The 15,148-nt window shown below is 32.2% G+C and carries 12 protein-coding genes; 10 read left to right on the top strand and 2 right to left on the bottom strand.

All coding sequences use genetic code 11. From position 1 onward, the window contains the following. The first annotated feature begins 134 nt into the window (after positions 1 to 134). The 4 genes from AB3G39_RS03740 to truB all read left to right on the top strand — a co-directional run bounded on the left by AB3G39_RS03740 (position 135) and on the right by truB (position 2,809). Positions 135 to 1,010 carry a cell division protein FtsX gene (locus AB3G39_RS03740; protein ID WP_367755641.1) on the top strand — a complete coding sequence of 292 codons (876 nt, stop codon included), beginning with the start codon at positions 135 to 137 and terminating at the stop codon, positions 1,008 to 1,010. A gap of 78 nt (positions 1,011 to 1,088) precedes the next feature. Next, positions 1,089 to 1,331: a DUF3098 domain-containing protein gene (locus tag AB3G39_RS03735; protein ID WP_369766061.1), complete on the top strand. Its 243-nt coding sequence runs from the start codon at positions 1,089 to 1,091 to the stop codon at positions 1,329 to 1,331. Beyond that, positions 1,332 to 2,117 (top strand): undecaprenyl-diphosphate phosphatase, encoded by a 786-nt coding sequence (locus tag AB3G39_RS03730; RefSeq protein WP_369766060.1) that lies wholly within the window; start codon positions 1,332 to 1,334, stop codon positions 2,115 to 2,117. Continuing rightward, a complete protein-coding gene (gene truB, locus AB3G39_RS03725) occupies positions 2,117 to 2,809 on the top strand; it encodes a tRNA pseudouridine(55) synthase TruB (RefSeq protein WP_367772348.1) in 693 nt (230 codons plus the stop codon). Before AB3G39_RS03730 ends, truB begins: the two co-directional genes overlap by 1 nt. Before the next feature lie 581 nt (positions 2,810 to 3,390). Here the strand turns inward: truB and AB3G39_RS03720 are convergent. Further along, a complete protein-coding gene (locus tag AB3G39_RS03720) occupies positions 3,391 to 3,999 on the bottom strand; it encodes a thioredoxin family protein (protein ID WP_369752674.1) in 609 nt (202 codons plus the stop codon). 105 nt (positions 4,000 to 4,104) lie between these two features. Between AB3G39_RS03720 and AB3G39_RS03715 the strand changes: the two genes are divergently transcribed. From AB3G39_RS03715 to AB3G39_RS03700, 4 genes are all read left to right on the top strand, one after another. Then, a complete protein-coding gene (locus AB3G39_RS03715; RefSeq protein ID WP_367755650.1) occupies positions 4,105 to 4,884 on the top strand; it encodes a patatin-like phospholipase family protein in 780 nt (259 codons plus the stop codon). Positions 4,885 to 4,953: 69 nt separating this feature from the next. After that, positions 4,954 to 5,661 (top strand): UMP kinase, encoded by a 708-nt coding sequence (gene pyrH, locus AB3G39_RS03710; RefSeq protein WP_367772350.1) that lies wholly within the window; start codon positions 4,954 to 4,956, stop codon positions 5,659 to 5,661. A gap of 68 nt (positions 5,662 to 5,729) precedes the next feature. Next, positions 5,730 to 6,293, top strand: coding sequence for a ribosome recycling factor (gene frr / locus AB3G39_RS03705; protein WP_367772352.1), 564 nt, complete (start codon positions 5,730 to 5,732; stop codon positions 6,291 to 6,293). 116 nt (positions 6,294 to 6,409) lie between these two features. Beyond that, positions 6,410 to 8,908 (top strand): DUF5686 family protein, encoded by a 2,499-nt coding sequence (locus AB3G39_RS03700; protein ID WP_369769701.1) that lies wholly within the window; start codon positions 6,410 to 6,412, stop codon positions 8,906 to 8,908. Positions 8,909 to 8,912: 4 nt separating this feature from the next. Here the strand turns inward: AB3G39_RS03700 and AB3G39_RS03695 are convergent, their stop codons facing one another. Beyond that, a complete protein-coding gene (locus AB3G39_RS03695) occupies positions 8,913 to 11,189 on the bottom strand; it encodes a cation:proton antiporter (RefSeq protein WP_369766058.1) in 2,277 nt (758 codons plus the stop codon). A gap of 203 nt (positions 11,190 to 11,392) precedes the next feature. On the opposite strand from AB3G39_RS03695, the gene AB3G39_RS03690 reads away from it, so the two are divergent. Both AB3G39_RS03690 and AB3G39_RS03685 read left to right on the top strand, forming a co-directional pair. Continuing rightward, on the top strand, positions 11,393 to 13,804 hold the full coding sequence (locus AB3G39_RS03690) for an RND family transporter (protein WP_367772357.1): 2,412 nt from the start codon (positions 11,393 to 11,395) through the stop codon (positions 13,802 to 13,804). A 327-nt stretch (positions 13,805 to 14,131) separates the two neighbouring features. Next, complete coding sequence (locus AB3G39_RS03685; protein WP_369752677.1) at positions 14,132 to 14,962, top strand: mechanosensitive ion channel family protein; 831 nt, start codon at positions 14,132 to 14,134, stop codon at positions 14,960 to 14,962. The last annotated feature ends 186 nt before the right edge of the window (positions 14,963 to 15,148 follow it).

The raw sequence follows: 15,148 nt of genomic DNA, 5'->3' as shown, positions 1-15,148 counted from the left end.
TTATATTTTTTTGTTATTATGAATCTTTTCAGGTGCCAAATTTACGTTTATTGTACGAAAGTTGAAACTTTGGGCGTTATTAACTTCAAATAAAGAAATTCTTTATTATTTTTACCCCATAATTAAAGTAAACTATGAGTTCTTCATTTGATAAGTTTCAAAAACGCAGGTTAATCTCCTCTTATTTTTCGGTAGTGCTAAGTGTATTCTTGGTTTTATTTCTACTAGGAATTTTAGGATTGTTCATTATAAATTCTCAAAAATTAGCCAATGATTTTAAGGAGAAAATTGCCATGACGGTCTTCTTTAAAAATGAAGCTAATGACAGTATACTAAAATCTTTTGGAGGTGAACTGAAAAAAGCACCTTATGCAAAAACGACTGTCTATGTTACCAAAGAGCAAGCTGCAAAGCAACATACGGATATCATTGGAGAAGATTTCATGACATTCCTAGGTGAAAATCCTTTACAAAACTCGTATGACATTCACCTTAAAGCGGATTATGTAGAGAAAGATAGCATTGCAAAAATTGAAGCCAAACTGCGAAAAAATCCTATGATTTCTGATATTGTTTACGACAAACAGCTAGTAAACCTTGTTAATGACAATATTAAAAAAGTGAGTATGTGGATTTTAATAATCAGCGGATTCTTGACTTTTATTGCTGTGTTACTAATCAATAGTTCATTACGCCTTTCAATTCATTCTAATCGATTCATCATAAAAACCATGCAAATGGTAGGAGCTACAAAATCATTTATTAGAAAACCATTTGTGATGCGTAGCATTAAACTAGGTATGATAGGTGCAGTACTAGCCATTTTATCATTAATTGGCGTATTAATTTATGTAGAAACGAGTTTTCCTGACTTAGGAATTCTTGACAACAAAGTGCTTATTGCGCTTGTTTTATTAGGCGTTTTGGGAATTGGTATTTTAATCACTTGGTTAAGCACCCATTTTGCCACACAACGCTTCTTAAACTTAAGAACAGACGACCTTTATTAATTTAAGATTGCTCACCAGTTTGCCTTTTAGGCTCGGGACAGATTAACGATTTTTGATTCTAGAATTTAAAAAAACAGCATGAAAGATAACAGCCCAAAACACGAATTCCTTTTTGAAAAAATAAACTACAAAATTCTATTAATTGGAATTGGAGTAATTGCACTTGGATTCATCCTAATGTCAGGTGGCGGAAGTGACGATCCAAATGTGTTCAGCGAAGCAATTTTTGATTTTAGAAGAATTCGTCTAGCTCCAACAACCGTTTTAATTGGTTTTGGAATTACTGTATATGCCATATTAAAAAATCCAAAAAAAGCATAAATGAATACATTACAAGCTATTGTTCTTGCCATAATTGAGGGAATTACGGAGTTTTTGCCCGTTTCTTCTACAGGACATATGATTATCGCTTCTTCCTTTTTCGGAATTGCTCATGATGACTTTACTAAACTTTTTACTATTGTCATCCAGTTGGGAGCAATTCTTTCAGTAGTAGTTTTGTATTTCAAACGCTTTTTTCAAACTTTTGATTTTTATTTTAAACTTCTAGTTGCTTTTATACCTGCAGTAGTTTTAGGACTACTATTAAGCGACAAAATAGATGAATTATTAGAAAGTCCACTGACTGTTGCTATCTCCCTTTTGATTGGAGGAATCGTTCTTTTAAAAGTGGACGATTGGTTCAACAATTCTGAAGATACTGAAATCACTTACATGCGAGCTTTAAAAATTGGGTTTTTCCAATGTTTAGCGATGGTTCCTGGAGTTTCACGCTCTGGAGCAAGTATCGTAGGTGGAATGTCACAAAAACTTGCTCGTACATCAGCAGCTGAATTTTCGTTCTTTTTAGCTGTTCCAACAATGCTAGGAGCTACTGCAAAAAAATGCTATGATTATTATAAAGCTGGCTTTGTAATAAGTCACGATCAAATTAATTTACTAATCATTGGGAATGTTATTGCTTTTATAGTAGCACTTTTGGCTATAAAAAGTTTTATTGATTTTTTAAGCAAAAAAGGATTTAAAATATTTGGCTACTATAGAATAGCAGCCGGAATTATTTTATTGATTATCCATTATTTCATACATCCCTTGACAATTATTTAATGACTGAAGAAGACTACTTAAACGGACAAATTTTATTGATTGACAAACCCTTGACATGGAGTTCTTTTCAGGCGGTGAATAAATTAAAATATGCTCTAATCAACAAACTAGGTCTTCCAAAAAAATTCAAAATTGGTCATGCAGGCACTTTAGATCCGTTAGCAACTGGATTATTATTAGTATGCACCGGAAAATTCACCAAACGAATTACGGAACTTCAAGGTCAAGCCAAAGAATATACAGGAACATTCTTTATAGGAGCTACTACTCCATCTTATGATTTAGAAACTGAAGTTGACGCCACTTTCCCAATAGAACATATTGACGAGGCTTTAATTCACGAAACTGTAAAACAGTTCCTTGGCGAAATTGACCAAAAACCACCCATTTATTCGGCTATAAAAAAAGACGGAGTTCGCTTATATGAACACGCTCGTGCTGGAGAAACAATTGAAATCGCCTCAAGAAAAACGACTATACACGAATTTGAAATTACTCGAATTGCGCTTCCTGAAATTGATTTTAGAGTAGTATGTAGTAAAGGAACTTACATACGTTCCTTGGCTTTTGATTTTGGTTATGCTATGAAATCTGGCTCTCACTTGACCGCTTTAAGAAGAACGAAAATTGGTGATTATAATGTGGATGATGCTATAGATGTCACTTTATTTGAAGAAAGCTTAGAATCCTAAATGCTATAAAAAGCAAAAACACATGACAAATACATAAAAGAATTTGCGATGTGTTTTTCTTAAAAGTAAAGTACTTTTATTCCATACTTTTTTTGTCTAAATGGCTTTCACCATTGGTTTAATAATTAGTTATATTTTCTCCACCAAAAAGTAAAGTTGACAAATAATCATAAAACCTTTCAAATAGCTTTTTCATAAGGATGTTTTTTAAATTGTGATACAATATTTAAACACCAATAAAAAAAGTAAATCAAATAATAGACCTGGGTTGGCACTGGCCAAAATACGAATTTTTTATTAAAACACAAAAAAAATAAAGTTAATTATTACCCTAAAATGATGTGTAAGTTCTTGTGCTTTAATTCATAATAAAAAAATTGATCAAGCTAATGTTTTCAAGTACTGTGAGAAAAATTACTTTGTAAAAAATAAAAAAAAAGATACTATTCTACATTATTTTTAGCTTATTTTCAACCCACAAAACTTTGTTTTTACTTTTAATACCTTCACAAAAGTGTCGTCAACTTTCATTTAATAATTTTTTTTCCAAAATAAAACAGCAAGTATTGCTTTCAAAAATCTTATTGATCTAAATCTATCATCATATCAATAATTTCAGATTGAGTAGATAATCCTTTATCATGCAAATACCACAATTGCAAATCAGCTTTAGCAGTTTCATCTATTGCTCCATGTTCTTTTTTATAATTAGCGATTAAATCCGTGGCACCCTTAGGCCTTGGCCCCCAATGCGCAAGTGCCGAACCCGTTTCTCTATTTATCAAAATTAATTTTGGAATTGCTTTTGCTTTATTAGTTAAAAACAAATTCATTAACTCTTCATTTTCATCACGCAAAACGATTCTTAGCTCAACGTTCCCTTCGGAAGCTACTGCCATTTTATCAAAAATAGGAAGCAATTGTGCTGCATCACCGCACCAACCTTCGGATATAACCAACCAAAGGTATTCTCCTTTTAATTCTTTTAATTTAATCGAAACTTCTGTTAGTATTTTCAATGTTTTTTCTAATCGATTCATTCGAGTTTCATTCAAAATACTATAATGTGTCAATTCTTTGGATTGCTCATTACCTGTAGATTTTTCTTCTCGTAATAAATCAGTAACTAACTTTCTATATTCTAAATAAGAATGACTATTAAATAATGCTTTAGCTATTGTGGATTTCATAATTCTTTTGTTTACGTAAAGTTACCATAATTTACTTGTTATAAATAATACAATAAACCTTTTTTAGAAGGCAAAAAGTGTATTTTTATATCAAATAAAAAAAGAATGAATTTAAAAACACAATCACTTGGTCTTGTCCTTTCTGGAGGCGGATCAAAAGGATTAGCACATGCTGGCGTTATTAAATTTTTGGAAGAAAAAAACATTCGACCTAATCGCATAGCAGGTACAAGCGCAGGATCTATCGTAGGGGCATTATACGCTTGGGGCAAAACACCCGAAGAAATACTAGAATTTTTCAAATCAATATACTTATTTCATTGGCGACACTTAACTTTTACAAAGCCCGGTTTCATAGACTCAGAATCTTTTAAATCTGATTTTCAAACCATCTTCGAGGACGCCGCTATTGGAGATATGAAAATTCCAATTCAGATTACTGCAACTGATATGGTAAAAGGAAGGTTGAAAATTTTTGAACCAGAAACAAAAATTATTGATGCCATTTTAGCATCATCTGCATTTCCAGGAATAATATCACCTTACATCATCAAGGGAGAGCCGTATAGCGATGGCGGTATATTGAATCATTTTCCTTCAGACATTTTACAAGGGCAGTGCGAAACCATCATAGGTGTTTATGTGAGTCCTATTCAAAAAATCGTAGCTAGTGACCTTCATTCGATAAAAGCTGTTACTACAAGGGCTTTTGATATCCTTTCGGCAAATTCAAATGTTCATAAATTCAACAACTGTGATTGGGTCATAGAGCCCGAGGAATTAAGCCTGCATAGTACATTTGAAATGAATAAAATAAAAATGGATACTATTTTCAACATAGGATATGAAGCTGCAAAAAGTTCTTACGAGAAACTTAATTTATAAAATTTAAGCCACAGTATTTCAAAAAAAAAAGTATATGACTATATTTGCACCAAATAACTCAACAAACACATGAAATATAAAAGAATTCTTCTGAAATTAAGTGGCGAAGCATTAATGGGAGATAGACAATACGGAATTGATCCTGTAAGACTTGCTGAATATGCTGAAGAAATCAAAAAGATTCACGATAAAGGAGTGGAAATTGCCATTGTAATTGGTGGTGGAAATATTTTTAGAGGAGTTGCTGGAGCCAGTAACGGAATGGATAGAGTTCAAGGTGATTATATGGGAATGCTTGCTACTGTAATTAACGGAATGGCGTTACAAGGCGCATTAGAAGATAAAGGAATGCTTACTCGTTTACAAACAGCATTAAAAATTGAAGCTATTGCAGAACCTTATATCAAAAGAAGAGCAGTACGCCATTTAGAGAAAGGTAGAATTGTAATTTTTGGTGCAGGAACTGGAAACCCTTATTTTACAACTGATACCGCTGCTGTACTTCGCGGTGTAGAAATTCATGCCGACGTAATCCTAAAAGGAACACGTGTGGATGGTGTTTATGATTCAGATCCTGAAAAAAACCCTTCAGCAGTAAAATTTGACACTATCTCTTTTGTTGATGTAATTAAAAAAGGGTTAAATGTAATGGATTCGACAGCTTTCACTTTAAGTCAAGAAAATAAATTACCAATTGTAATTTTTGACATGAACAAAAGCGGGAATCTGGAAAAAATCTGTGAAGGCGAAAACATAGGAACCGAAGTAAATATATAAGTTAATGGTTCGACATTTTACTTTTAGAAAATCTAAATGTTAAAACTTGAATCCCAAAACCTAAAAAAATGACTGAAGAAATTGAATTTATATTAGATAGTGCCAAAGAATCCATGACGGGTTCTATTGCTCATTTAGAAAAAGAATTTTTGAATATCCGTGCTGGAAAAGCATCTCCAGCAATGCTTGGAAGTGTTTTTGTTGATTATTATGGATCAGCAACGCCACTTTCTCAAGTGTCAAAAATCAGTGTTCCTGATGCACGAACAATTACACTGCAGCCTTTTGAAAAAAACATGTTGCATACCATTGAAAAAGCAATTATGATTGCTAACATAGGCTTTAACCCAATGAATAATGGTGATTTAATCATTATTAGCGTTCCGCCTTTAACAGAAGATAGAAGACGTGATCTAGCTAAACAAGCCAAAGTAGAGGCTGAAGATGCAAAAATTGGTATTAGAAATGCTCGTAAAGATGCAAATACAGATATTAAAAAATTAGAAAAAGACGGAACATCAGAAGACATTTGTAAAAGTGCTGAAGAAGAGGTTCAAAACATCACTAATAGTTTCATAAGAAAAGTAGACGAACTTCTTGTAACAAAAGAAGCTGAAATCATGAAGGTATAAGCTTACCTAATATTAAAAATTAAATCCGTCTTGTTTCTAGAAATAAGACGGATTTTTTATTACTACTTTTGCTCTAATAAAAAAGGATAATATCCGTTTTTAAATAAACCGTTTTTATGAGGCAAATTTGTTTTCTTTTTTTCTTTATTAGCATATCACTTCATGCGCAATTTCAAGCAAATGGAATTGTAAAAGACTTTTCAACAAACAAACCTTTGCCTTTTGCTACTATTACAACTAATGACGGAATCAATTTCATTTCGGATGTAGATGGCAAATTTAGCATTTCATCGAAAAAAGAAATTAGTAGTTTTACCGTTTCTTATATTGGGTATTTAAAAACTTCGGTTGCAATTGTAAAAGATAAAAAATACTATGCAATCTCACTTTTGCAAAAAGCAAATGACCTCAGTGAAGTAATTATAGGTTACGAAAACCCTGCACTAGCCATTATAAGAAAAGTCATTGCCAATAAAAGAAACAATAATCCCCAAGAAAAACTAAGCAGCTTTGAATTTAAATCTTACAACAAACTAGTTGTGACAGCAAATCCTGATTCCATTTCGGGAAAATTAGACTCTGTTTTTGTACAAAAATCAATTGGGAAAGAATTTACTAAAATCGATTCATCCAATTATAAATTTAAAGAACTAATAAATAAACAACACCTTTTTCAAACCGAAAAAGTATCACAATTACAATTTAATAACAATACACTAAAAGAAACGGTTTTAGGCACAAAAATGGCTGGTTTCAAACACCCAATTTATGAAATCCTTGCTTTCAACCTGCAATCTTTTTCTATCTACGACAATAGCTATGAACTATTTGAAACTAAATACAACAGTCCAATAGCAACTGATGCATTACTAGATTATAATTATAGACTATTAGATACTGTAGCTATAAATGGTCGACAATCCTACGTGGTTTATTTTAAAAATAAAAAAAGAAGTAAAGCTACTGGACTTGAAGGCGTATTGTACGTTGACCAAAATAGTTTTGCCATATCTAAAGCCATTATGCGTATAAAAGGAGTTCTTGATATTAGTGGTATCCATGAATTTCAATATATTCCTGAAGAAAATATATGGTTTCCCATTCGTAAAACTTTTAAAATTGTAAAAGGAAAAAACGACGATGATATAAAAATCCTGGGAGGAACCATTCAATTTAATGGTGATGACGAGAAAGATTCCAAAGCTAGAAAAAAAGTAGCTTCAGACTATACGTACTTAATTTCAAATACTAATAATTTTGACATTAAATACAATGTTCCTATTACTATTACGAAGCCTTTTATAGCCGTTGAGATCAATGACGAAGCAATTCATAGACCTGAAACTTTTTGGGAAAATTACAGAAAAGACAGTTTAGACATTCGAAGCCAAAAAACATATTTAGCTTTAGATAGTATTGTAATAAAAAAGCGGATTGAAAGTCGCCTCCGTTTTGGTCGAAAAATCATTAATGGGTACCTGCCACTTGGTTTTTTTGATATGGATTTGCGAAAAATAATTAGCTATAACAACTACGAAGGATTCCGATTGGGGTTTGGAGGCATAACTAACGAACAGTTTTCTAAAAAATTCAGAATAGAAGGTTACTCTGCTTATGGAACTAAAGATGGAAATTTTAAATATAAAATAGGAATGGCTACGCGTGTTGATAAATCGTCGAATTCGTGGATTGGTGCGTCCTATACTGATGATGTAAAAGAAATTGCTAGCACTTCTTATTCTATTGAGAAAAGACCTTTTAAACTCTATGATCCCAGACCAATTAATATTAGTACTTTTTACAATTATGTGAGCTGGAAAACTTTTTTAGAAACAAACCTCCTTCCTAAAACCGAAAGTATATGGGAAATATCACATTCGGTTGTGGAACCAAAATTCAATTATGTTTATAATTTAAACAGCAATTTATATACTCAATATGTAATGACTACAGCTATGGTTTCCTTGCAATGGAATCCATTTAGTGATTACATGCAAACCCCTACCGGTAGAATTGAAATCGAAAAACGTTTTCCTAAATTCACTTTTCAATACACGCAAGCTTTACCGAAAATATGGGGAAATGATTTTGAATTTAGTAAGATTGATTTCAAAACAGAATTCGAAAAAAAATATCTGAATGGTCAAAAAACAAATTTACTTCTGGAAGCAGGATATGCCATGGGAGATGTACCTATAACGCATTTATACAACACATCCCCTAACAACATTACTAAAGAAACTATTATTCAACGAATTACTTTTGCAGGTAAAAATAGTTTTGAAACCATGTATTTCAATGAGTTTTTCTCGAATGAATTTGTTTATTTTCAATTCAAACATGGTTTTAACAGAGTGAAATTGTTTAAAAAAGTCAGACCCTCATTAGTTCTAGTTTCTAGAATGGCATGGGGGAACTTACAAAAACCTGAGCAACATGTTGGTTTAGACTATAAAACACTAAACAAAGGATATTTTGAGTCAGGCATAGAACTCAACCAAATATTTAATGGGCTTGGCTTAACTGCATTTTATCGTTATGGGCCCAACCAGCTTCCTAAATTTGAAGATAATATTGCCATAAAACTAAGCTTCGTGCTGAATTTAGGTCTTTAAAAAACTACGGTTTAATAATTAATACCGAAGGTACCCCAATCAACCAATCATGATCAGAGTCTAATAATGTTTTCCAACTTTCTAGACTAATTAACATTAAATCCTGTTTGGCTAAAAACGCTAAACTAACCGTTCTTTCAATTAATACCTCAAGGTTATTTGTATGTTTTTGTTCTAAAGAATGCACGGCACTTTGAAGTACAAAATTATTTTGTACATGGCCATTAACATCTAAAATTGTGATTTTTGAATTGTTATTCTTTATTAATTTTTGAGCATAATCAATTAAAAAGGAATCTTCGGATCTGAAAATTGGAATAAAAACTTGATCAATATCCTGAAACTCTTTATCAATCAGAATCCCCAAAGGCATTCTTGTTTTTGAAACAATCTGTCTGGTTCTTTCATCAAAAGGAGAGTTTTCAAACAAGCCTTCTTTACCCGTGAATTTATCTAGCAGGCGATCCGGATTTATAATCCTGGAGGTAAACCCAACTACTTTTCCTAATAAGGTTCCTTCAAAAATAGATTTACCTAAACCTACCAATAATAAATCATAGTCTCCTTGATTGGCTACATCAGCAATTTCAGTTTCTATATCATTAGTCACCTTAAATATGGTATTAATTTCCAAATTTAATTGCTCTGATTCCTCAAAAATAGGTTCAAAACTATTTCTCTCCTTATCTTCCATGTTAAAAGAATGCAACTCATCGCTTAACGATAAATGTAGTGCCGTAATTGAAGAACTGTTTTTTTGTTTTTTGGTTAAACTGTTAGCTAATCGCAAAAGTGATTTTCCTTTTTCATTATTCCCAAAAGAAATCAGAATTCGGTATTTAGTGTGAAGAATCAGCTCCTCTTCTTCAGAAACATTTTTACTCTTAAAAAGAAAATCAATTAGATCTAATGCTGGTCCAGTCATAAAAGTAGTCACTAAAGCCATGATAACCATCATTGTAAATACTTCTGGAGTTAACACTTTTAATTCCAATCCAATATTTAAAACAATCAACTCCATCAACCCTCTTGTATTCATCAGTGCTCCAATAGTCAAACTGTCTTTCCAGTTTTGGCCCACAAATTTTGCAGCTAATGCACTTCCTAAAAATTTTCCGACAACAGCAACTAGAATAATCGCTCCAGTAACCTTCCATAAATAAGGATCATTGATTAAGCCTACTTCGGTTTTTAGACCTGTGAAAACAAAAAACAGAGGCAGTAAAAGAATCACCGCAACATCCTCTACTTTATCAATAAAAATCATTCGAAATTTAGCAGCATCAGGCATAATAGAACCCATCATAAACGCACCAAAAAGGGCATGAATTCCAATAACCTCAGTTGCATACGACGACAGAATTAAAAAAAGAAAGAAAATAGCCATTACAGGTTTCCCAATATTATCTTTTGAACTGTATAAATCTCCTATCCTTTTCAAGAAAGGTTTTACAATAAAAATCATAACAATCACATAAACCGCTGCAAGAGAAATTACATATAATGAACCTACAAAGTCCCCAGCTTTAACTATGGCAATAACTACTGCAAGTAAACACCAAGCCGTAATATCATCTGCAGCAGCACAAGTTATGACTATGGCTCCAAGTTTTGTTTTATGAATTTCTCTTTCTTGAACAATTCGAGCCAAAACCGGAAATGCAGTAATGCTCATCGCAATTCCCATGAACAGACTGAAAGACAAGAATTCTACTCCTTGAGGAGCAAATTTATTATATACAAAATAAGATAAGCCAATTCCTAAAGCAAATGGAATAACAATACTGGCATGACTAATTACAACCGCTTCACTGGCTTTGTTTTTTAACACTTTAATATCAAGCTCCATACCAATTACAAACATAAAAAGTATCAACCCTATTTGACTTAAAAACTTTAAATTCCCTAATGAAGCTTCTGGAAATAGTGCTGCAGAAAATTCTGGAAAATACATTCCTACTAATGAGGGGCCCAAAACGATACCTGCGATAATTTCCCCAATTACTGTAGGTTGTCCAATTTTTTTAAAAACCCATCCAAAAAGTCGCGCTACAAGAATGATCATTACAATCTGGGCCAAAAGAATTGCTAAAGGATCCTGAAAATTATGTTTCATAGAAACAATGAAGTCATTCCAAGAACTGTGTTTTTCATTTGGAGCAACTAGACTTTGTATTTTTTCTAGCTCTTTTCCTCTTTTAATTATCCAATAAATCAAAGCTGAAAACCCTCCAGTTACACCTAAATAAAATAAGCTGTTTTTGTATTTTTTTAAATCCATTTTACAGTACCATTTTCGTTCTTAAAATCACACAAAGATGTAAAATTCTACCATATGATTTACAAGACGAAAATTAATTTTTTGCAAAGAAAAAAAAGGAAAGAAATAACTTTAAAAATAGGATGTTACATTTAAAAAGATTTAAATAAACTTATTCTTTTACTGCGGTTTTCACTACATTTGCACCCATTTTTAATACATTTATGAAAAAGAAATTAAAAGTAGGTTTTTGGGAATTCATTGCTCGAATCGTACTTAAAAACAGACTCTTTATACTCGGTGTTATTCTTTTAATGACCGTCTTTTTAGCCTTGCAATGGAAAAATATTCGTTTTTCATTTACAGAAGCGAACTTACTTCCCGACAACAACATTATAAATACAGAATATAATGCGTTTTTAGAAAAGTTTGGCGAAGAGGGAAATTTAATTGTTGTCGGTGTAAAAGACGATGCCTTTTTTACTCCAAAAGCCTTTGCAGCTTGGGATAAATTAATGGCAGATTTTAAATCAAATAAAGAAGTAGATTTAGTTGTTTCAGTAAGTGACTTAAAAAAGCTTCAAAAAAACGACTCTATTCAGTCCTTTGAATTAGTTCCGTTTGTAGATCAAAAGAAAATTACAAGCCCAGAATATCTTAAATCAATTCAGAAAGATTTATTTCAAAACATGCCTTTTTATGAAGGGTTGCTTTTTAATAAAAAAAACGGAACTATCCGTTCAGCCATTTATTTAGATAAGAAAATAGTCAACACACCACACAGAAAAGATTATATTTTAAATGATTTTATTCCAAAAATAGAAGCGTTTGAAAAGGAAACCGGCATCGATTTAAGAGTTTCTGGTATGCCATATATCCGAACATTGAATGCCAAAAGTATAACGGACGAAATTAGTTTATTTATTGGAGCATCTCTTCTAGTTACCTCACTAATTTTCTTTTTCTTTTTCCGTTCGTTCAGAGCAACATTAATATCAATTGTTATTGTTATTGTTGGTGTGATGTGGACCTTTGGACTCCTTGGATTATTTCATTATGAAATTACCGTATTAACAGCACTTGTTCCATCATTAGTTATTGTCATTGGTATTCCAAACTGTATTTTCTTGACGAATAAGTACCAACAGGAATACAGCTCTCATGGAAATAAAGCAAGAGCATTACAACGCGTAATTACCAAAGTGGGAACGGCAACCTTGATGACTAACTTAACTACAGCAGCTGGTTTTGCTACGTTTGTTATAACAAATAGTGAGTTACTAAAAGAATTTGGTATCATTTCTTCTTTGAGTATTATTTCCTTGTTTTTCCTATGTCTTATTGTAATCCCTATTTATTATAGCTATCAACCCGTTCCAAAAGCTAAACATTTAGAACATTTGAGTCGAAATTACACTCGTGTTTTTATGAATTGGATCGAAAAAACAGTAAAATACAACAGACGTTACGTTTATGTTGTGGCAATCTTTTTATTTTTAGTAAGCACCATAGGCGCTTTTAAAATAAAAACGTCGGGGAGTTTGATTGAAGACATGCCTAAAAATACTGGATTCTATAAAGACATTCTTTTTTTCGAAAAAGAATTCGAAGGAATAATGCCTCTTGAGATAACCATAGATACGAAACGAAAAAAAGGAGTTATGAAACTGTCCACTTTGAGAAAAATGGATGATTTTCAAAAAACAATTGAGGAAATTCCAGAACTTTCAAAACCTATTTCCATTCTTAATTTGGTTAAATATTCGAAACAAGCCTACTACAATGGGAATCCTGAATATTATGACTTGCCAAGTTCACAAGAACAAAGTTTCATCTTGAGTTATGCTAAAAATGCAACAAAAAACTCAAAAAACAACTTGATGAAAAGCTATGTAGACAGCACGGGTCAAGTAGCTCGAATTACCACATTCATGAGGGACATTGGTACTGGAAACATGGCGAAAATCGAAACTAAACTTTGGGATAAAGCGAATAAAATATTTCCTAAAGACCGCTACAAAGTCGTGATGACGGGAAAAGCATTGGTTTTTGAAAAAGGAACAAAATACCTTTTAGATAACTTAGTGAGCTCCTTACTATTTGCAGTGTTGTTAATTTCTTTATTAATGATTTTTATGTTTCGTTCCTTCAAAATGGTCGTTATTTCATTAATTCCTAATTTACTACCATTAATGATTACAGCTGGGTTGATGGGTTATTTTGGAATACCGTTAAAACCTTCAACGATTCTGGTCTTTAGTATTGCTTTTGGACTTTCAGTAGATGATACCATTCATTTCTTAGCTCAATACCGTCAAGAATTAACAAGAAATAACTGGAAGATAAAAAAATCGGTTTTTGCGACACTAAAAGAAGCTGGAATCAGTATGTTTTATACTTCGGTTGTTTTATTTGCTGGATTCTCGGTATTTATGCTATCTGATTTTGGAGGTACAGTCGCTTTAGGTGGCTTGGTTGCAATTACATTGGCATTTGGAATGTTATCTAACTTAATGTTATTGCCTTGTTTGGTATTGACTTTGAACAAATCATTGGCCAACAAACAAGAATTTATCGAACCAAAAATTGACGTTTTAAGTAACATGGAGGAAGAAGATGAAAATTTAGACAAATAAACTCTTCTTTTTATAACCTTGTTTTTAACTATACACTTAAAAAAATCCTGTCTTCAAAGACGGGATTTTTTTTGCTCCACCCCTGTATTTATTACGATTTATTTTAAAATATGTATATTTGAAAATACATACTTTTTAAATTGAGCTAGTCTCAATCAAGAAAGATTGAGTTCGAAATTTTTTTAAAATGAGATTTACCTATACTTTTAATAAACTTAGTAGACTCAACAAAAGAGTATCAATCCTAAAAGTGGAGCCCGGCAACCACTAAAATAAACGGGGCGAAATCGAAAAGCCTAATGAGTAGAAAAATAAAAAAGAATGAAAATGGAACAACAAGTTACGGTTGTAAACAATTACCTTGAAAAAATAACAGATTTTGGTTTTGAATATGCGCCCAAGTTAATAGGTGGTATACTAGTCCTTTTAGTCGGGCTATGGGTTACCAAAATAATCACTAAAAGTGTTGGAAAATCATTAGGGAAATCAAAAATCGACCAATCTCTCGTCCCTTTTTTAAGAAGTTTAACAAACATCATATTAAAAGTATTAGTTGCCATTACAGTAATGGGAATGATCGGAATCCAAATGACTTCCTTTGTCGCTATCATTGGTGCGGCTGGTTTGGCAATTGGAATGGCCCTATCAGGAACACTTCAAAATTTTGCAGGAGGAGTAATTATTTTGATTTTAAAACCCTTTAAAATTGGAGATTTTATCGAAGCCCAAGGCTATGTAGGTACTGTAAAAGAAATTAGCATTTTTGCTACGATGCTGAACACACCTGACAAGAAATTAGTAATCATCCCTAATGGGCCCCTTTCAACAGGACCACTTACTAATTTTTCTGCGGAACCGCTACGAAGAGTGGATTGGACTTTTGGAATAGCTTATGGAGATGACATTGAAAATTTCAAGAGAGCAATGAATGATTTTATTACCGAAGACACTAGAATTTTGAAAGATCCTGCTCCTTTTATAGGTCTTGCAGCTCTTGCTGACAGCTCTGTTAATTTCACCGTAAGAGTATGGGTGGATGGCCCTGATTATTGGAATGTGTTTTTTGGGATGAATGAAAAAGTATATACGAAATTTGCCGACTATAAACTTAATATTCCTTTCCCCCAAATGGATGTTCACGTTCACAATAATAATTAATTTGACTATAATTGACTACACAATCCTTAGTCTTTATAAAGCAATCAAAACTTCCGTCTTTCATGATGGAAGTTTTTTTTATAAACTACGCCATAAATTTCAATGTGAGTTAGTCAATTAATATTATATTTTTTTACGAGAAACCAAAAGAATCCTGACAATAACTACAATTAAGCAATAGTACTT

Origin of the sequence: Flavobacterium sp. WC2416 (genome assembly GCF_041200095.1) — a bacterium.
In the GTDB taxonomy this organism is placed as follows: Bacteria; Bacteroidota; Bacteroidia; order Flavobacteriales; family Flavobacteriaceae; genus Flavobacterium.
This window is presented reverse-complemented; position numbering and strand designations above follow the sequence as displayed.